The following is an 18729-nucleotide window of genomic DNA, read 5'->3' as shown; positions in this document are numbered from 1 at the left end:
AGCCGCGAAGTTACACCAGCTCAATTAACTGAAGCAGTTCCGAACTTCATCAGGAATAGGGATTGATTTATTCAGCTTATAGTCCACCCAGACTACTTTGCTTATGCCCTGGGCCATTAATTCCTCATTTTGAAACAGGTCATGGTCAATGACAAAGCTTGAGCGGCCAATACTGTGAATGCTGCTGTCAAGCACCAGAGTGGCGGGATAAATAACCGGCTTTAAATAGGTACAGGCGGTATGAATAACCACAGGCCCGGTATTTTTTTTCAGATCAATGTTCAGCGTTGCCAGCCATTCAATCCGCGCTTCTTGAAAATAGTCGAAATAGCGTGCGTTATTGACATGTCCCAAGGCGTCCATATCACCCCAGACAATGGAAAAAATGCGCTGATGTACTTTATTTTTTTGAGTCATGATAAATCCAGGGGATCAATATCAATATTCCAGCGAACGCTGGAATGTGTTTTATCTATTGTTAACCATTCCCGCAATTGGGTCAACGCATTTTGCAGGGGCTTTCTCGCCGGTGATTTAAGCAATAACTGCATGCGATGCTGGTGTCCTTTACGCGCCATCGGGGCAGGTGCCGGGCCAAGGACCGTAATCATAGACGCAGACAAACGCTTTTTCATCTCCTTAAGTGCCGCCATCACTTTATCGGGATGACGTGCCTGGGCTCGAATTAAAGCCATGTAGTGAAAGGGCGGCAAAGCAGCTTGCTGACGCGCTGTTAGCAAAGCATCGGCAAACGCGTTATAGCCTTCTCTAATCAGCAAATTAAGATAGGGGTTTTGCGGAACATGCGTCTGAATAATCACTTTTCCAGCAAGGGAGGCTCTGCCGGCGCGCCCCGAAACCTGGGTTAGTAGCTGCCCTAACTGCTCAATAGCTCGGAAATCAGGGTGGAAAAAGCCGGCATCCGCATCAGCAATAACCACCAAAGTCAGTTTAGGGAAATGATGTCCCTTGGCCATCATCTGGGTGCCGACAATGAGTTGGGCTTCTCCCCTGGTGATTAGCTCAAGCCGCTTGCTCAGCTCGTTTTTTCGACTCACTTCATCGCGATCTACCCGCATAATCTGATAATCGGCAAATTCTTCCTGCAAAAACTCTTCCAGGCGTTGGGTACCCGTTCCCAGAGGTAAAAGTCCCGGGCTCTGGCATTTCCTGCAGCCTAAAGGCGCTGATTGATTAAAGCCGCAATGATGACAGATTAGCCGATTAATCTGCCGATGAAAGGTCAGATGGCTGTCGCAGCCAGGACAATCTGCTATCCATCCACAGAGCTGGCAGAATAAAACAGGAGAAAAACCCCGGCGGTTAATAAAGATAAGAACCTGATTGTTTTGCTGAAGCTGTTCTTTAATTGCCTGCAGGGTCGCCGGGGCTAAACCCTGATTAAGCAGAGTATTTCGCAAATCAATTACCTGAAATTGCAAAGCGGATTGGTTCAGCGCCTTGTGGCGTAAAGGCAAATTCGTATATTTTCCCAGCCTGGTATTGTGAAGTGTTTCGAGACTGGGGGTAGCAGAACCCAGAATAACCGGAATATTGGCGGTATGAGCACGCATTAAAGCGGTATCACGGGCTGAATAACGAACACCTTCCATTTGCTTTAATGAACTGTCGTGTTCCTCGTCAATAATGATTAGGCCCAGTCGAGGCATAGGGGTAAAGACAGCGGCTCTGGTTCCAATCACAAGCCCCACCTGGTGTGCCGCAGCTAATTGCCATGCCTTGCTTCGTTCGGTTTCATTAAGCCCCGAGTGAATAACGGCCATCGGATAGTCAAAACGTTCCTGAAATCGACGTAGCAATTGCGGTGTCAAGCCAATTTCAGGTACCAGAATCAGGACCTGCAGCCCCTGGGCAAGCACTTTGCTGATGCTTTGCAGATACACCTCGGTCTTCCCGCTGCCGGTTACTCCATAAAGCAGAAAACAATGGTAATGGTGAAGATGTGCATGAATTTCCTTAACGGCCAGTGCCTGTTCTTCATTGAGCAAAAGAGGGTTTTTAACCTGATTTTCCTCCAGGGGCAGCAATGGCCTGATGGTTAAGGGTTTTAAGTTTTTCCCGTCGCGCAGCTTTTTAGGCAAGGCCAGCGGCAACACCTCGGAAAGTGGGGATTGGTAATACTGACTTATCCAACGACAAAGTTTCAGTATCTCGTCACTGATGATCGGTTCTTCATCCAGCAATTCACTAATGGTTTTCAATTTGTCTGCCGGCAGGCTTGAGTCTGACTTGCCGGTTACGATGCCCAACCTGATTTTATTACGAAATGACACATAGACTCTGCAGCCGGATGCTGCCTGTATCCCATCGGCCAGATAGTCAAAACTATCCCGCATGGTATGGGGGATACAAACATTGAGAACCTCAGTCATTTGCCTGCCTGTGTTGCCGCTGCCACCCATGGCTTGCTGATTGGCCGGGAGCTGAAAACACTTTTACAACAACTTTTTCAATACGGTGTCTGTCCAGCTCTTCTTTTTCCTTGATTAATTCCTCAACAAACCAGCGCGATAATTCTTCTACCGTAATATTGGTTAAAGGCATTAAGGTGACGTCTTCTTTCAGGAAGGGTATTTTCTTCTTGTTAAACACAAAATAATAATATTCCTCATCTTCTGAAAACTGAAGAAACGGCGAATACTGGGGCATCAGAAATGTTTGATTCAAAAAACGACAGAGATTATGGATGCGTTGTTTATAGTAGCGGTAGTCAAAGGTCATTCCGTTTTCTTCTACCCAGGTAGTTAAAGCCAGATACACGCCATACATATGGCCATGCAGGGGCTCTCTTTCGGTGGCCGAAAATATGGTGGTGTGTCCTGCGGAAAATTTCATGGATTCTTTCTGCAATTCGACGGTAGTCAAATATTTACTCATTTTATAAGCTCGCTCGTTTATCTTGTAATTGAAAGCCCGCCAAGTCTCTGTCATAGTGCTTTGACAGGGCAATTACTTTAAATAATTCACCCATTTCACCAGGTTGAATCAGTTGTTTGACCGCTTGAGCGGCTCTTAAGCGCTGCCCTTCGTCCTGAATCGCTTCCAGTAAGCTTAGCAAACCATTCCCCAACAAAAAAGCAGCCTGATTGGTATAGCCGCTCACATCAAGGCCGGCTGCAATCGCCGCTTCGGCAATCTGTGTGAAATCCACATGAGCAGTAATATCCTGCTGGCCGATGTAAACAAGAGGATTGGTATGGGCCTGATGCTGATAGTGGCACATGAGTGTGCCCTGATTTCGATCGGGATGGTAGAATTCAGCGCGAGGAAAACCATAATCAATTAAGAGCATAACCCCCTGTTTGAGACTGGCGGCACACTGCTTAATCCAGCCTTCCACGTATAGATTAGCCTCTGATAAATAAGGAGAATAATCTTTCGGCAAGACTTCACTCAAATAAGTTAGCAGGCGGGTATTGGTGCAGGGTTTGAAGATTTCTTTCAATTGTTCCTGCTCGTCAAGGACGACATAGCTTTCACAAATGCCATCGTCAGTTTGCAGAAAACGATGAATCGGCATGGCGTCCAGAACTTCATTGGCCAGAATAATCCCTGAAAAGGCCTTTGGCCATTCGCTAATCCATTCTACCCTGGAGGCCAGCTCAGGAATTTCCTGCTGAACAAGCTGTTTCTGCCGTTCGCGTAAATGACCGCTGACTTCAAGTATGTAATAAGTTTCTGGCAGCGTCTCTTTTCTGGCCAGCTGTTTCAGCAGCTCGACGCATAGTTTACCAGAGCCTGCTCCAAACTCGAGGATGATACCGGAACCCAAATGCGTTAAAATTTCCCGGCATTGTTCGCCCAGGGTCTGTGAAAAAAGCGGACTTAACTCCGGGGCTGTAATAAAATCACCTGAAGCACCGAACTTGGGATGAGCAGAGGTGTAATAGCCATATTCCGGTGAATACAAGGCAAGATGCATAAATTCTGCAAAGGAAATGGCCTCATTCTTTCTGAGATGCGCGATTAAGGGTGTTGGGACATTCATAATTAACAGGCAAAAGGGGGAACATACCTTGAATCAGGACAGGAAACAAGTCAGAAAAGTGGCATTGATTACTGGCGCGGCCCGACGCATCGGCGCAGTCATTGCCGGGCACTTGCATCAGGCAGGTTATCGGGTGGCTATTCATTACCATCAATCCAAGGCAGAGGCGGATAGTCTGGCATTGCATTTTAACCGGCAGCAAGCCGATTCGGCACAGATTTTTTGTCAGAACTTATTCAGCCTGGAAAAAGGCGAGCAACTTATTGAGCCGGTTATCAACTGGGCAGGCCGGCTGGATCTGCTAGTCAATAACGCGTCTCAGTTTACTAAAAACCATTTTGAGAACTTTGATGAAAGCTTATGGCATACGCTGTTCAAGCTGAATGTACAGGTTCCCTATCAGCTGAGCCAGGCAGCCTTGCCTTATTTAAAAAAGCAGCAGGGTGCGATTGTTAATATTACAGACATTCATGCTGAAATCCCTCTGAAGGAATATGCGATTTATTGTCAAACCAAAGCGGCTCTCCTGATGCAAACCCGTGCTTTGGCGAAGGAGTTCGCGCCAAAGGTCCGAGTCAATGCCGTAGCTCCTGGCTCGATTGCCTGGCCCGAAAAAGAAAATAGTTTATCAGAACAGATACAGCAGAAAATCATCGATGAAACCCTTTTGAAACGTCATGGCCATCCTGACTTTATTGCCGAGGCAGTTCTGGCCATAGTGAAAAATGAGTTTATAACGGGCCAGGTGTTAAATGTGGATGGAGGACGTAGTCTGCGCTAGACGGTGTCAGATGCTTATTCATTCTGGTCATGTACTCTTTGATCGATGGTAATGAGTTCAGGGAATAAAAGGTCTGCAATTGCACTGATCCAAGTTCTCGAAAATAATAACGAATCAGGCTTTTGCTTTGCAGCACGGCCTGAAACTCATTTTCAAGCCAGGATAATTCTTCAAGATGCCTTAGGAATAATTCAATTCGCTCCTCAAGCGCAACATCGAAGCCATTTGGGCTCAATAACTGCTGGTAAAGCCAGGGTTTACCTGTACCCGCGCGTGAAATCATGAATGCATCGCAGCCGGTTGCAGCCAGTGCGGCTGCTAAAGAATTTCTTTCGCAAATATCGCCATTGGCGATGACCGGAATCTTTACTGCTTCTTTAATCAAACGAATAGCCTGCCAGTTGCAGGCTACATCATAATCATCCTGCCAGCGCCGTCCGTGTACAATCAGAGCATCGATGCCGGTTTTTTCCAGCGCCTGGGCTAAGGCGAGATCAGAGTCAGTATTCTGCAGACGGATTTTTACCGTTAATGGACATTGAAGCGCATCGCGTACTTTTTCTACGATACGAACTAAATGATCGGGTGTCTCCAGAAGGGCGCTTCCGGCACCTCGTTTTCTGATTTTAGCTTTTGGACAACCGCAGTTAATATCAATCAGATCAGCCCCCATAAACTCCAGTTTTTTTGCAGCCTTTGCCATTAAATCCCCATCATTTCCCGATAACTGATAACATAATTTGTTTTCATCCGGTGCGCGATGCAGGTAGCGGTTTTTCCCGCTATGTTTGTAAATAACATCATGCGCTGAAATCATTTCCGAGACGGAATAGGCTGGAGGTGTGTAACGGTAAAATAAAGCCCGCATGGGCGAACAGCTAAAGCCCGCCAGTGGCCCCTGAATCAGGCGATGCGGCAAATTTAATGCGCCCAGGAACCAGGGAAGGGAACTATTATCTGTACTCGCAATTTCAGTAAACATCTGGCAGAATCCGCGTTCTGATTAATTGAGCATTGTATCAAATTGAGCATCTAATGGATAAACATTACTACTCGCCACTGGAGTTGTTAAAAATAGCTACTCAGCATGCCTATGCGGCTGATCATTTGATGAGTAATTTACGCGATGATTTTATTGAAGGACAACATATTAAAGACAATTTAAACCCAATCAGTTCTTTAATGTATATTGCGTTTCAATTGACCCTGCAGGCTTATTTGCTGCATGTTCATCGTCCGGTCAAACAAAATAAAACCTTGATTGAGCTTCTGGAGATGAATCAGGATCTCAGTTTTTCCAGTCAGGACTTACAGCTATTCAAAATGTTGTCAAGGCAACTGGCTTTTCGTAAGGGAGTAAATTACGAACTGTGGCAAACCCGCCAGCAGTTTCAGGTTTTCTGTGCGGATTTACTGGATCTGTATGAAAGACTGCAGGCAATGATGCCTTTAGAACTGCAAAACGATTATCAGAAATAGCCTGAGTCCGGCCTTCTCCAAATCTTTGTTTTCTCAGTCCTTCTGCCCTCCTAAGTGCCTCGAGAGCTCCCCCTTATTATTTATATAGTCAGGGGGTTAGCTTAGCAATTGCTCAAAAAGTTCTATTATCTGTCGTTCCCGCGTAGGCGGGAATCTATTCCTCAAGGAAATTCCTAACTTTGTTTGCAAGATGGATTTCCGCCTGCGCGGAAATGACACTATTTAAAGTCATTTTGGCCTGATAAGGTGAATTAAAAAATGAGGAGATTCCTCAGGGGTTGTCCGAGGCATCCATCCAATGCCGGATTGTTTAAACAATCCGATATTGATTAACACGCTATTTTTGTGCAAAAATAGCCCACCAAATACTCTCTAATCCCATCTGCGGAGAAACTTAATGCCTTTATTTAGTGCAACATCGGTTGCAGAATTAAAAAACATGCTGGAAACATTAGAAGATAAGGCAGAGTTAAGCCAAATCAATTCCGAAAACCAAACTCCGATTGTATTTTTTGCAGCAAAAAGCGACTGGGAAAAAGTCGCAGCATTTACTTGCATCTCCGAAGTCAGTAAGGGAGATACTGAGCGGTTTGGACAGGCAGCCCTTTTGGCCGCCAAAGCTGGAAAAATGGATCTGGCTATCCGCTTATTAAAAATAAACAATGTCTCAAGCCAGGAGCGAATCGGGCGATGGAATATTCTTCATTATGCGGCCATCCATGCTCCTTACCCCATTTCTCCAACAGAAAAAAAAGAGGCAGCCCTTCATTGGATTCAAGAGCTTTTGGCCTTGCCGAATATCCAGGAGTGCTGCAGTCAGACCACTGATAATGGGTATACCCCTATTCTTTTGGCAGCTCATTTCAAAAAATGGTATCTGGTGGAAGCCTTAATTAATGACTTCAATAATATCAAAGATACTCAGGCATTCGCTGAAGTAATTTTTCGCGCTGAAGATGAAAAAAATCTGCATGAACTTTCAGATAAAATTTTTGATGCCATGCCGCCAGAAACCTTGTGGTTATATGAAGAAGAGGGAAAGCGGGAGATAAGCCGTCTGCATCTGGGCATTTTAAGAGGCAATAAGGAAGCTATCCTCACTTTTGCGGTAGAGCCCTATTTGTCCCGCTGCACAGCCAGGACCTTGCAAAACCCATACGGTCTTTCTCCCGCTCGATTGGCGGCATTACTTGAGAACTGGGAAGTTGTAGAGCTATTAACAAAAGAAAAGACAGACAAAGCAGACAGGCAGCAATATAGCCCCACCATGTTATGGGCCGCCCAATGCAAACAATTTGAACTGGCTGGTGATTTACTGGCAAAAGGGGCGAATCCCGAATGGAGATATGAGCAAGCTGAGAGCGGGGCTATCAACGCTTTTCATATTGCTGTACAGGAAAATCAGGAAAAGTTTCTAATCGCTTTGACTGCCCGATATAACCCGCTCTCAGGTAATGACGCATTGCTGTTAAAATATGAGAATAAAACGGCGATAGAACTGGCGGTCGAGTTAAAACACTGGGATTTGCTGCCTCATTTCGCAAAGATGGCGCCCTCTAATCCACAGGCGGCGGGTTATACAGCAGCTTATGAAGCTGCCAAGACAGCCAATGTATTAAAAGCAGAGGAGCTGGAATTACTGTGGGAAGCGGCTTACCCTGAACTGGTTCCGGCAGAGAATGAGCGTTTTGTCGCGGCGTTTAAGAAAATTTATCAGGCCTTGTATATGGGACAATCCTCCTGGTTCAAGTCCAGCAACTTCGTAGACCAGCATCCGACGCTGACAAGAGCGGATATTCGACAGCATATTGCTGAGAGACCTTTCTCACGCTCGAAACTTGCCGCGGACCTCACTTTAAAATACAAGGACCGGATGGATGACATCAATCTGGTGAGGGAGATTCATCAGTATGCTTATCAGCATAGCGGCTTTTTTAAACGCAGCCTGAATGGACATGAATTGCTTACCGATAATGCGAAAACCGTGATCGAAAACGCCGATGCCGACTCTCGAACCGGTTTAATTCGTACGGGATTAGGCCAATAAGTCGGGCCTCTCTGATAGACCTTAAATTTTATCCAATGGCAGGCTTTGTTTAATTGTCCAGAATTCTTTCCAGGGATCGTCTTTCAATTGCTCAAGCCGCTTGAAGATAGTTCGTATGGTATAAAATGAATCGTTTTGATTATCGGTTAATTCATCCCAATGCACTGGTGTAGCTACCGGTGCATGTAGTCTTGCGCGGGGCGAATAGGGTGCAATGGCGGTTGCCTGGCGCTGATTTCGGAGGTAATCGACAAAAATCTTTCCCTTGCGTTTGGACTTCGCCATATTGCTGGTGTATTTTTTGGGATATTTTTTTTCAAGATATTCTACAAAAACATGAGTGAATTCTTTGACTGACTCCCAGTCATATTTAATCTGAATCGGAATGACCAGATGCAGGCCTTTACCGCCTGTCGTTTTAATAAATGCAGATAGTTTTAATTGCTCAAGCTCCTCCCGGATTTCATAAGCGGCATCCACCAGCACTTTCCAACTGACTTCAGGATCTGGATCAAGGTCAAACACCAGAACATCAGGCTGCTCAAGATGCTCGACGGTGCTGCCCCAGGGGTGAATTTCCAGCACTCCCATTTGCGCCAGAGCGAGCAATCCCTCTTCCTCTTTCAGGTAGATGCAGTTTTCAATGTTCTCAGTGCGTTTGCTTTCCACTTCAATCGTATAAAGGCCCCCAGGATTTTGCTGATTAAGGTGTTTCTGATAAAAGCAGTCTTTATAATCAGAGGGACAGCGAACGAGGGTCAATGCCCGATTGCGAATATAGGGCAGGATATAGGAACAAATGGCCTGATAATAATCAAACAGTTCCTTTTTACAAATGCTGTCTTCAGCATAAATCATTTTATCGGGATTGCTCAATTTAATTGCGGGCATGTTGTTCCCCTTGCCGGCCGTTATTTTTTTTAACGGTATTTCCTCTTCGTTCCGGATTTCTTTCGCCATTTTATCCAGTCTTAAGCCTTTAAAGCTGGGATGCCTTAAATGGCCGTCCTCTGTCCATTCACTAAATTCCACTTCGGCGATTAGTTCGGGTTTCACCCAGGTGCTGCTTCTGACTCCAGGTGGATTAGTATTAAAAGGATTGTTTGTCATTTGCAGGGGTTCCAATTGTCTGGCAATAGATTTTAAGGAGGCTTCAGTGAAGCCTGTACCCACTTTACCGCAATAATTAAGCTGCCCGTTCTCGTCATAAACACCCAAAAGCAGGGAGCGAAACCCAGTGCGATTCTTCTCTGATTTGGTAAAGCCGCCAATAATAAATTCCTGACGTTTACTGCATTTTATTTTAAGCCACTTCCTGCTTCGCTTACCTTGATAACTACTATGAATGTCCTTGGAGATAATACCTTCCAGATTAAAATCGCAACTCTGTTTGAAAACGTTTTCTCCGTCACCCAGTATATGGTCACTGTAGCGAAGGCTTTCCTCCGCATCCTCGAGCAAAGCAGCGAGCAGCTTTTTTCTTTCGAGAAGCGGGAGAGAACGGGTATCGTATTGATCAAGGTAGAGCAAATCAAAAAGATAATAGGTAAAATGGGTTTGCGCCCCATTGCTCATGGCATTTTGCAGCAACTGAAAACTTGAGCGGGAGTTTTCATCCAGAACCGTAATTTCACCATCCACAATAATATTGTCCACGGGCAGGCTTTTCAGGGCATCGACGACATTCGGAAATTTTCTTGTCCAGTCCAGTTGATTACGTGACAGCAACTGAATCTGCGAATGCCGTTTGTAGGCTATGATGCGATAGCCATCAAATTTCAACTCATGCAACCAGTCGTCACCGATGGGAGCTTTATTGGTCAGCGTAGCTAATTCGACTGGGCAATTCTGCAAAAAGGGGCTGACAGGCAGAGCCAGCTTATACTTTTTTTGTTTTTTTTTAGCGGATTTAACAGGGCTATTATTTTGGGTACTTTCTTTACTATGCCAGATGGATTGATAGTTCTGTGCTATTTCGTCCAGGCTTTGCTGACTGACAACGCTATTCGGCTCTTCCTTTGTAATATCATATTCGTCAAGGGGTCTTGCGTCCTTGTCCCGATGTTTAATGAGGAACCACTGCTTTTCCTTAAAGCGGATCAGATCCCACTGCCCATTGAGTTTTTCAGCCTGCAATTCAAAATGTAAATGCCCTTTTTCATAGGCTTTGGCAGGATCATCATCCAAAGGTTTCCACTTTCCCTTGTCCCATAGCATGACCGTACCGCCGCCATATTCGCCCTTGGGAATAATCCCCTCAAAACTGCCGTATTCAACCGGATGATCTTCTACTTGTACTGCCAGCCGCTTCACAGCAGGATCAAGGCAAGGGCCTTTGGGAACTGCCCAGCTCTTTAGAACGCCATCCAGTTCCAGGCGAAAATCATAATGTAAATGGCTGGCGGCATGTTTCTGAATAATATAAAGAAAGCGGTGTTTTCGGTGAACACGCCCCTTAGGCTCAGGGGTTTTATGAAAATCCCTTTTTTTCTGATAACGATCAAGACTCATTGCTCCCTCCACTGTGGAGCTATTCAAAAAGCCGAATCATTGCTTCATTGAACTGGGGAATATCATCCGGTTTCCGGCTGGTTAAAATGTCCTGATCGCAAACCACGGGTTCATCAACCCATTCAGCACCTGCATTAATTAAATCAGTTTTGATCGATAACCAGGAAGTCATTTTCCTGCCTTTCGCCAGCTCCGCATTGATTAATAACCAGGGGCCATGGCAGATTGCGGCAATAGGTTTGTTTTGTTGATTTATTGATTTAACAAATTCTGCAGCCTCTGGCAGCAGACGCAACTGGTCAGGATTGATCACGCCGCCAGGAAGTAAGAGCGCATCAAAATTTTCAGGCTTTGCTTCTTTAAGCGGAATATCTACCGGGAATTTGTCAGCTTTTTCAAAATGATGCCATCCTTGTACTTCCTCTTTTTCGGGTGAGATCAGGAAGGTTTCTGCGCCCTCATTTTCCAGTGCTTTGCGGGGTGCTTCCATTTCAACCTGCTCAAAGCCATTGGTGGCAAGTATGGCGATTTTTTTTCCTTTTAATTTATTCATTAGAGTCCTCCTCCCTGAGGTTTGATTGATGTGCTGCTGTCAACTGCTCAATGGCAGCTTCGTATTCCTATAATTGTAGCCTATAACTGCGCTAAAGGTCCTTGGCCGCCTTTCGATATCAACGAGATCTTGGCACGAACAGGGATTCACGCTAGGATTATGTTTTTTTTTGCACGAGGTTGAATAAATGGAGCAACTGCAGGAAACGACAATACAATCTGTGCAGCAGGAAATTTTGCGGATTAGTCATTTTCTAAATGATCGCATCCTTGGCCAGCGCGCTTTGGTATCTCGCCTGCTGATTGCCTTACTCGCAGATGGGCATCTCCTGGTAGAAGGAGCACCAGGGCTTGCCAAAACACGGGCGGTTAAAGAGCTGTCCGCTCTGATTGAAGGCAATTTTCATCGCATTCAGTTTACCCCTGATCTCTTGCCCGGAGATTTAACCGGAACCGACGTGTTTCATCCTGAAACCAGTACCTTCGTATTCCAGCCAGGCCCTATTTTCCACCATTTGGTACTGGCAGATGAGATCAATCGCGCACCTGCAAAAGTACAGTCTGCACTCCTGGAAGCCATGGCGGAACGTCAGGTAACCATCGGGGGTAAGACCTATCCTCTGCCCGAGTTATTCCTGGTCATGGCGACTCAGAACCCGATTGAACAAGAGGGCACCTACCCTTTGCCAGAAGCGCAGCTCGACCGTTTTCTGATGTATGTCAAAATCGGTTATCCAGATGCGGCTATCGAACAGGATATTCTGGCTCTGGCCAGACGGGAGGCAATGGATCCTGTACAAGCCGCGCCGGCGAATATTAAACAGTTGCCCCAGCGCGTATTATTCGAGGCGCGCAAGCAGGTTTTGAAGGTGCATACCAGCCCGGCATTGGAACATTATCTGGTTCAATTGGTTGTGGCTACTCGAAATCCGGCAATGTATAGCAGAGAGTTGGCGAAATGGCTGCGTTTTGGTGCCAGTCCGCGGGCGACTATTGCTCTGGATCGCTGCTCCAAGGCGCATGCCTGGCTGGCTGGCCGCGATTATGTAACGCCGGAAGATATTCATGTGATTGCCCATGATGTGCTGCGACACCGTGTATTACTAAGCTTTGAAGCAGAGGCGGAAGGGGTTAGCAGCGATGATTTTATTGATCATCTATTGCGCCTGGTGGCAGTTCCCTGATGCTCGGGATAAAAATAGATGCATAAAAACCGTCTTTGCGAGCATTAGCGAAGCAATCCAGATCCTGGCTTTGTGCAGGTTTTGATCTGGATTGCTTCACTTCGTTCGCAAAGACGACAGGTTAGTTGATTGGTTCTATAAATGAGTTGTCAATTGGAAAAAGAAATATGGTAAACGGCGTGTCAATTGATCTTGCGGAACTGATTGCATTTAAACGTTTCGCTCGCAAAATGGCATACAAACCTGAGAAGGGAGCTCCTGGCAGCGGGAATCATTTATCAAAATTTCGTGGCCGGGGAATGGATTTTTCAGAGGTAAGAAATTACCAGGCTGGCGATGAAATCCGTCATATGGAATGGCGTGTAACCGCACGCACGGGGCGGCCTCACATCAAGCTTTACCAGGAAGAGCGCGAACGGCCAGTGGTTATTGTCGTTGATTTTAATCCCTCCATGTATTTTGGTACTCGCAAGGCATTTAAATCGGTGATTGCTGCGAGACTGGCGGCGATGATTGCCTGGACTACGGTCAAGCAGGGTGACAAAATTGGTGCCCTGCTGTACTCCTCTGAACGGCATAATGAATATCTACCCAGGTCGCGTGAGGGGGGGGTCCTGCCTATCCTGGCAGGGCTAATGGAATACACTAATCAAACAAGCGGCATGATGACTGAGAGTCCACCAAAACCTCTGGGCGAAGCATTAATCAGATTAAGAAGAGTGGTAAAACCTGGCAGTATCATTGTTTTAATTAGTGATTTTTATCATTTGAATGGCGAGGCGGAAAAAAATTTGAGCCGCTTACATGAACATAATGACATTCTCGCCTATCAGATTGTTGATCCTTTGGAGTTACACTCGCCCTTACCTGCACTTTATGCCATGACCGACGGTCATCAGGAGTTACTGCTTGATACCGCAAATTCGCAGGTTAATGCAGATTATCAGCGATGGTGCGATCAGCGTCAGCAGAGTTTACAGCACTTATTTAAAAAGCTGCATATTCAATATACGCAGATTAATGGTGAAAACGATATCCCTCAGGTGATTTACCAGACATTTCCGCGGAGGAAACGTGACTAAGACGAATGCTCTGGAAAATCTGCGTGATATTCATCTGCCGGAGGCTATCGGCTGGTGGCCTTTGGCGCCAGGCTGGTACATTTTGCTAATCCTTGTTCTCTTGCTCTTTGCCGGGGGACTGTACTATTTTATTGAGTATCAGAAAAACAGCAAACCCAAGCGGCATGCACTTAAATTACTTGCTCAATATCAGGAAGAGTATCAGCGCAGCGGAAACAGTCAGTTAGCCAGTTCCCGGGTTTCTGAATTGTTAAAGCGGGTTGCGCTGGTGTATTTTTCACGTGAAACAGTGGCCAGCCTGCAGGGAGAGGAATGGATTAATTTCCTGAATCAAACGGGACACAAACTAAATTTTAATACGGTGCGTCAATTGCTGCTTGAGCTTCCCTATCAACCTTCAACCAGCCAGGTTAGCATGGCGCCTTTATTCGCGCGAGCAAAAACCTGGATAAAACAACGGGGTAAACGATGTTTGAAATAGCTTCCCCCTGGGTTTTTCTTTTGCTCGGTTTGCCGTTAATCCTCTGGTTTTTAATACCACGAGCCAGTTCAAGCCTGCCTGCAGCATTACAAGTTCCGTTTTATCAATCCATGCGTGCCATCGCTGAACAGGACAAACCTATTCTGAGTAAAAAATCCGGTCCTGGTTTCTGGTTTCTGGTGTGGGCGTTACTGGTTCTGGCTGCTGCTGGTCCGCGCTGGGTGGGAGAGCCTTTACCTTTGGAAAGAGAGGGCCGTAATATTATGATGGTTCTCGATTTATCCGGCAGTATGGAATTAAATGATATGTTAATGAATGGCAGGCCGGTGTCACGCCTCGCTGTTGTTAAACATGCTGCTGAGCAATTTGTCAAAGAGAGGGCAGGTGATCGAATCGGTCTTATTTTATTTGGCAGTCAGGCTTATCTGCAAACTCCCTTAACCTATGATCGCCACAGTGTGTTATTGCGCATTGAAGATGCCACTGTGGGCTTGGCCGGCAAAACCACGTCAATTGGGGATGCACTGGGACTTGCGGTCAAGCGTTTGCAAGATGTTCCCAAAAGTAGCCGTGTAGTGATTTTATTAACCGACGGGGCCAATAACTCGGGGGTCTTGCTGCCTCTTAAAGCGGCGGAACTGGCAAAATCTGAACAAATCAAGGTATATACGATTGGCTTAGGCTCTGAAGCGGATCCCCGCATGATGTCGGGTCCATTTATTAACATGGGAGCCGGGGCTGATTTGGATGAAGATACACTAAAAGAAATTGCTTCAATCACAGGCGGTCAATATTTCCGGGCAACCGATTCGAGTTCACTGGAGTCGATTTATCAAAAAATTAATCAGCTTGAAACTGTGCAGCAGGAACACACAACACTCAGACCGCAACACGAATATTATCCCTGGCCATTGGCGTTTGCCTTGGCCCTGATCATGATTTGGCTTTTAAACAGCCTGGGGCTGTTTAATTATTTATTGCAGCGAAACACTGTGTATCAGGAGAAAGGACTGTGATTGACTTTCATTTTCTTCGTCCACTATGGTTATTTGCTTTTCTACCGCTTTGCTGGTTATTTTGGCGCCTTTGGAAGCAGAAAGCTCCCTTGCAAGCCTGGGCTGCCATCTGTGATCCGCATTTATTATCCCAGTTAATCAAAAATCAGCACTCTGGAAAAAGGCAGCATTCCTTACTGCTGTTATTAACCAGTTTTGGGTTAATTATTATTGCTCTCGCTGGACCGGTATGGAAAAAGTTGCCTGTGCCAGCCTTTAAATTATTGCAGCCCAGAATCATAGTGCTGGATTTATCCGAGGCAATGCTTGAGGAAGATTTAAAACCCAATCGCTTATTACGGGCCAGGTTCATTTTGCATGATTTATTCAACCGTAAAGACACGGGACAAACAGGCCTGATAGTTTACACAGGTGAATCCTTTGTAGTATCGCCATTGACGGAGGATGCTAAAACCATTGATAGCTTGCTGGACTCCCTGAATCCACAAATTATGCCAGTGAATGGCCAGGATTTATCGATTGCGTTGCAGCAGGCTGCCCAATTGATTGAACAGGCAGGGTTTTCGGGTGGACAAATCCTGGTGCTGACGGCCACTCCTCCCGATGCGTCTGCTTTGAAAGCGGCGTCCAAACTGGCCAATCAGGGTATCGAAACCTCCATTATGCCTGTTTTGGCAGATTCCGCTGTATATCCAATATTTAAACCCTTAGCCAATGCCGGCAAGGGAATGCTGCTTGATTTAAATAATGAAGGTGCTTCGCTAAATCAATGGTTGAGGCGGGCCATAACCAGCAGACAATATGCCTTGAGTGAACAAAATGAAATTCCGGTATGGCAGGATGAAGGGCGCTGGTTTTTGATTCCAGCTTTACTGTTTCTTATGCCAGTGTTTAGAAGAGGTTGGCTGCAGAGGGTGCAGTTATGAGAGTTTTGTTATTGATAATGTTGATTTTCGCCAGTGCATCGACCTGGTCTTTCAGCTGGAAGGATTTATGGTACACACCTGATCAGCAGGCGGCTGAGATGATGCAAAAGGGGCAATATAATAAAGCTGGTGAATTATTTAAGCAGGAGGATTGGCAGGCAGCTGCTTCATATCGTGCAGGAAATTATCAGCAGGCCGCTCAGGCTTACCAGTCGCTCAATAATGAAACAGGGTTTTATAATGCGGGAAATGCATTGGCTCATCAGGGTAAATATGAAGAGGCATTGAAGGCCTATGATCAGGCTCTGAAAATAAACCCCAAGAACCAGGATGCCCGATTTAACCGGGCGCTCGTTGCTGATTTACTAAAAAAAGACAAAGAGAAACAGCAAAATAAAGAGCAGAATAAAGAGCAGAATGGCGGGCAAAATCAGGATCAGAAAAATAAGCAGGATCAGCAGAAGCAGGGTCAGAAGTCCAGTGCCAATGAAAAAAATAATCAGCAGCAACAACAAAATCAGCCGCAATCAGACAATTCTGGTGCTGAACAACAGATGAATAAAGAGAAAAGCCAGCAAGAGCAGCAGGCTGAAGAAGAGGCCTCTGCGAAGAAAAATAAAGAGAAGCAGGAACAACAAAACAATGCGTCAAAGACCAATGAAGATGAAAAAAAACAAGCTGCAGCACAAGCGCAATCGTCTCTGTCAGATAAAGAGCAGCAACAGGCCAAAGAACAATGGCTTAAATTAATTCCTGACGATCCAGGCGGTTTACTTCGTGAAAAGTTTCTACGTGATCATATACGCCGGCAACGGGGGTGGTACCAATGAAAAAAATAATCAGCATTTTCATTCTCTTTTATTCAGGAATATTGATTGCAGGGCTCAGCATTCAAATAGAGAACAGTAAAGTACAGATAGGTCAATCGTTTCGCCTGGTATTGACTATGGATGGCCAGACGAATGCCGTACCGGACTTAACTCCTTTGCAGGAAAATTTTCAAATTGTTGGAACCGAACGCAGTACAAATTACAGCATCATTAACGGGCAGGCTCGCACCGTCAACCAATGGACGGTTTTTCTGGTTCCTCTCAAAATGGGTACTATTTCCATACCCTCTCTGCAGGTTGGGCAGGAAAGTACGACGCCTTCCACAATAGAGGTCACTGCTTCTGCAGTACAAAGCGGCAAACCTCTTACAAAACAGGACGATCTGCAGCTGCTCGTTGAAGTGGATAACAAGACGCCCTATGTTAATCAGCAAGTGATTTACACGGTCAAACTGTATAACAGTTTACAGTTATTGGACACTGATTTTCAGGCGCCTCAGGTTGATAATGCGCTGTTGGTGCCTCTGGGGGATGGTAAACAATATCAAGCCACGGAAAATGGCCGCCTGTTTTCAGTCGTGGAACAGCAATATGCTATCTTTCCACAGAAAAGCGGTAAACTAACTGTGACCCCTCCGGTATTCAGCGCCCTGGTTTATGATCAAATGCCCCATAAAACCAAAATCAGTGCAGATCCACTCACGCTCAAGGTAAAATCGGTGCCCGCCAGTTTCACAGGTAAAGAATGGCTACCCGCCAATGAAGTCATACTGAATGATCAATACGATCGAGAGCCTGTTAATATCAGGCAGGGAGATACATTAACCCGTACAGTTACTCTGGAAGTGGTCGGTATACCCGCTCAATTATTACCGTCGCTGGATTTTAGCAGCAAGGACAGCTTTTCAGTCTATCCAGAAAAAGCAGGAGAGAAAAACAGTTACCGTCAACCCTATCTGGTAGGAACCAAAACGCAGAAAGTAACTTATCTGTTTAATAAAGCGGGAAAAATTACCATCCCTGAATTACGTTTACCCTGGTTTAATACAGTGACTCAAAAGAATGAAGTAGCTGTTTTAGCTCCTCGGGTTATTCAGGTTCAGGCAACAGCGAATAGCGCTGATAGTTCAGTGAATACGCCGTCTGAAGAACAGGACGTGACGGCAGAAGTTCCTGCAGAAACACCCTCAGCTGAAAAGGTAACGCCAGCCAGCACCTGGTTAGCCTGGGGAGTTGCCGCATTGTTCGCACTGGCCTGGCTGCTCACTCTTAAATTGGGCCGATTTAATCTGCCATATTTTAAGTCGCACAAAGGAGCAGGTAAAAAAGCAGTATTAAAACGTCTGCAGAGCGCCTGCCTGAATAATCAGCCGATCGAAGCGCAACAGGCATTAATTGAATGGGCTTCACGTCATTGGCCAGAAAAGCGAATTTTAAGTTTGGCTGATATCTGTGAGCAAATCTTTGATATGAATCTCAAGAAACAGATTAATGCCTTGTCGGAAGCCCTTTATCATCAGCAACAGAAAACATGGCAGGGAGGTGGATTATGGCAGGCTTTACAGCACCATTTGTCGCAAACAGCAAGCAAGCGAAAGGCTGGCTCTGATTTGCCGCCCATTAACCCGCAATAACTCAAATAACGGTCTAACCGCGAGTATGCATAAAGCTTTCAATTTGAAAGCGTAGGTCGGGCGCTTCGCCCATAGCCGTCAGGCTAAGGAAAATATTTTTGTTTAACAGATTGAATAAATTGAAAAAAGAGCTAGAGTACCCTTTAAATTTTTTCCGGGCAGGAATAAACAAAGGGACTCTATGCTGTTGGATACCA

At 45.7% G+C, this 18729-nt stretch carries 18 protein-coding genes; 10 read left to right on the top strand and 8 right to left on the bottom strand.

The genetic code is table 11. The annotated features are described in order from the left end of the window. Window positions 1-24 precede the first annotated feature (24 nt). Genes B1207_RS03835 through B1207_RS03820 form a run of 4 tightly spaced genes read right to left on the bottom strand, consistent with a single transcriptional unit; the run spans window position 25 to window position 4009 of the window. Window positions 25-417, bottom strand: coding sequence for an acyl-CoA thioesterase (locus B1207_RS03835; RefSeq protein WP_112218685.1), 393 nt, complete (start codon window positions 415-417; stop codon window positions 25-27). Further along, window positions 414-2393 (bottom strand): replication restart helicase PriA, encoded by a 1980-nt coding sequence (gene priA, locus B1207_RS03830; protein WP_112218684.1) that lies wholly within the window; start codon window positions 2391-2393, stop codon window positions 414-416. The genes B1207_RS03835 and priA overlap by 4 nt, the downstream gene beginning before the upstream one ends. Next, complete coding sequence (locus tag B1207_RS03825) at window positions 2386-2898, bottom strand: 6-pyruvoyl trahydropterin synthase family protein (protein ID WP_112218683.1); 513 nt, start codon at window positions 2896-2898, stop codon at window positions 2386-2388. Before B1207_RS03825 ends, priA begins: the two co-directional genes overlap by 8 nt. Before the next feature lies 1 nt (window position 2899). Further along, window positions 2900-4009: a class I SAM-dependent methyltransferase gene (locus B1207_RS03820; protein ID WP_112218682.1), complete on the bottom strand. Its 1110-nt coding sequence runs from the start codon at window positions 4007-4009 to the stop codon at window positions 2900-2902. A gap of 28 nt (window positions 4010-4037) precedes the next feature. On the opposite strand from B1207_RS03820, the gene B1207_RS03815 reads away from it, so the two are divergent. Further along, window positions 4038-4790: a pteridine reductase gene (locus B1207_RS03815; RefSeq protein WP_253255778.1), complete on the top strand. Its 753-nt coding sequence runs from the start codon at window positions 4038-4040 to the stop codon at window positions 4788-4790. Here the strand turns inward: B1207_RS03815 and B1207_RS03810 are convergent. Continuing rightward, entirely contained in the window at window positions 4741-5772 is a 1032-nt protein-coding gene (locus B1207_RS03810; protein WP_112218681.1) for a tRNA dihydrouridine synthase, read from the bottom strand. The two genes, B1207_RS03815 and B1207_RS03810, sit on opposite strands and share 50 nt — an antisense overlap. Before the next feature lie 53 nt (window positions 5773-5825). Here B1207_RS03810 and B1207_RS03805 point away from each other — a divergent pair, with 53 nt between their 5' ends. Both B1207_RS03805 and B1207_RS03800 read left to right on the top strand, forming a co-directional pair. Continuing rightward, the gene (locus B1207_RS03805; protein WP_112218680.1) at window positions 5826-6269 is read left to right on the top strand and encodes a hypothetical protein; all 444 of its coding nucleotides are present in this window, start codon (window positions 5826-5828) and stop codon (window positions 6267-6269) included. 397 nt (window positions 6270-6666) lie between these two features. Continuing rightward, the gene (locus B1207_RS03800; RefSeq protein ID WP_112218679.1) at window positions 6667-8316 is read left to right on the top strand and encodes an ankyrin repeat domain-containing protein; all 1650 of its coding nucleotides are present in this window, start codon (window positions 6667-6669) and stop codon (window positions 8314-8316) included. A gap of 21 nt (window positions 8317-8337) precedes the next feature. On the opposite strand, the gene ligD is transcribed toward B1207_RS03800, so the two are convergent. Together ligD and B1207_RS03790 are read right to left on the bottom strand one after the other, a co-directional pair. Further along, entirely contained in the window at window positions 8338-10827 is a 2490-nt protein-coding gene (gene ligD, locus B1207_RS03795; RefSeq protein ID WP_112218678.1) for a DNA ligase D, read from the bottom strand. 19 nt (window positions 10828-10846) lie between these two features. Next, complete coding sequence (locus tag B1207_RS03790) at window positions 10847-11380, bottom strand: type 1 glutamine amidotransferase domain-containing protein (protein ID WP_112218677.1); 534 nt, start codon at window positions 11378-11380, stop codon at window positions 10847-10849. A 187-nt stretch (window positions 11381-11567) separates the two neighbouring features. On the opposite strand from B1207_RS03790, the gene B1207_RS03785 reads away from it, so the two are divergent. The 7 genes from B1207_RS03785 (at window position 11568) to B1207_RS03755 (ending at window position 18532) form a co-directional block, all read left to right on the top strand. After that, complete coding sequence (locus B1207_RS03785; protein WP_112218676.1) at window positions 11568-12563, top strand: AAA family ATPase; 996 nt, start codon at window positions 11568-11570, stop codon at window positions 12561-12563. A 167-nt stretch (window positions 12564-12730) separates the two neighbouring features. After that, the gene (locus B1207_RS03780; RefSeq protein ID WP_112218675.1) at window positions 12731-13645 is read left to right on the top strand and encodes a DUF58 domain-containing protein; all 915 of its coding nucleotides are present in this window, start codon (window positions 12731-12733) and stop codon (window positions 13643-13645) included. Then, a complete protein-coding gene (locus B1207_RS03775) occupies window positions 13638-14126 on the top strand; it encodes a DUF4381 domain-containing protein (protein ID WP_112218674.1) in 489 nt (162 codons plus the stop codon). The genes B1207_RS03780 and B1207_RS03775 overlap by 8 nt, the downstream gene beginning before the upstream one ends. Next, on the top strand, window positions 14114-15142 hold the full coding sequence (locus B1207_RS03770; protein ID WP_112218673.1) for a vWA domain-containing protein: 1029 nt from the start codon (window positions 14114-14116) through the stop codon (window positions 15140-15142). Before B1207_RS03775 ends, B1207_RS03770 begins: the two co-directional genes overlap by 13 nt. After that, on the top strand, window positions 15139-16068 hold the full coding sequence (locus tag B1207_RS03765) for a vWA domain-containing protein (RefSeq protein ID WP_112218672.1): 930 nt from the start codon (window positions 15139-15141) through the stop codon (window positions 16066-16068). Before B1207_RS03770 ends, B1207_RS03765 begins: the two co-directional genes overlap by 4 nt. Next, entirely contained in the window at window positions 16065-16898 is an 834-nt protein-coding gene (locus B1207_RS03760) for a tetratricopeptide repeat protein (protein ID WP_112218671.1), read from the top strand. The genes B1207_RS03765 and B1207_RS03760 overlap by 4 nt, the downstream gene beginning before the upstream one ends. Continuing rightward, window positions 16895-18532, top strand: coding sequence for a BatD family protein (locus B1207_RS03755; protein ID WP_112218670.1), 1638 nt, complete (start codon window positions 16895-16897; stop codon window positions 18530-18532). The genes B1207_RS03760 and B1207_RS03755 overlap by 4 nt, the downstream gene beginning before the upstream one ends. Window positions 18533-18545: 13 nt before the next feature. Here the strand turns inward: B1207_RS03755 and B1207_RS16025 are convergent. Next, the coding region (locus B1207_RS16025) for a hypothetical protein (protein ID WP_216362451.1) at window positions 18546-18729 on the bottom strand (184 nt) is incomplete at its 5' end.

Origin of the sequence: Legionella quinlivanii (genome assembly GCF_003265995.1) — a bacterium.
GTDB lineage: Bacteria > Pseudomonadota > Gammaproteobacteria > Legionellales > Legionellaceae > Legionella_C > Legionella_C quinlivanii_A.
This window is presented reverse-complemented; position numbering and strand designations above follow the sequence as displayed.

Excerpts from the sequence above, each read along its gene's own strand:
- B1207_RS03835 (WP_112218685.1), bottom strand. The coding sequence starts at position 417 with ATGACTCAAAAAAATAAAGTACATCAGCGCATTTTTTCCATTGTCTGG.
- priA (WP_112218684.1), bottom strand. The coding sequence starts at position 2,393 with ATGACTGAGGTTCTCAATGTTTGTATCCCCCATACCATGCGGGATAGT.
- B1207_RS03825 (WP_112218683.1), bottom strand. The coding sequence starts at position 2,898 with ATGAGTAAATATTTGACTACCGTCGAATTGCAGAAAGAATCCATGAAA.
- B1207_RS03820 (WP_112218682.1), bottom strand. The coding sequence starts at position 4,009 with ATGAATGTCCCAACACCCTTAATCGCGCATCTCAGAAAGAATGAGGCC.
- B1207_RS03810 (WP_112218681.1), bottom strand. The coding sequence starts at position 5,772 with ATGTTTACTGAAATTGCGAGTACAGATAATAGTTCCCTTCCCTGGTTC.
- B1207_RS03805 (WP_112218680.1), top strand. The coding sequence starts at position 5,826 with ATGGATAAACATTACTACTCGCCACTGGAGTTGTTAAAAATAGCTACT.
- B1207_RS03800 (WP_112218679.1), top strand. The coding sequence starts at position 6,667 with ATGCCTTTATTTAGTGCAACATCGGTTGCAGAATTAAAAAACATGCTG.
- ligD (WP_112218678.1), bottom strand. The coding sequence starts at position 10,827 with ATGAGTCTTGATCGTTATCAGAAAAAAAGGGATTTTCATAAAACCCCT.
- B1207_RS03790 (WP_112218677.1), bottom strand. The coding sequence starts at position 11,380 with ATGAATAAATTAAAAGGAAAAAAAATCGCCATACTTGCCACCAATGGC.
- B1207_RS03785 (WP_112218676.1), top strand. The coding sequence starts at position 11,568 with ATGGAGCAACTGCAGGAAACGACAATACAATCTGTGCAGCAGGAAATT.
- B1207_RS03780 (WP_112218675.1), top strand. The coding sequence starts at position 12,731 with ATGGTAAACGGCGTGTCAATTGATCTTGCGGAACTGATTGCATTTAAA.
- B1207_RS03770 (WP_112218673.1), top strand. The coding sequence starts at position 14,114 with ATGTTTGAAATAGCTTCCCCCTGGGTTTTTCTTTTGCTCGGTTTGCCG.
- B1207_RS03760 (WP_112218671.1), top strand. The coding sequence starts at position 16,065 with ATGAGAGTTTTGTTATTGATAATGTTGATTTTCGCCAGTGCATCGACC.
- B1207_RS03755 (WP_112218670.1), top strand. The coding sequence starts at position 16,895 with ATGAAAAAAATAATCAGCATTTTCATTCTCTTTTATTCAGGAATATTG.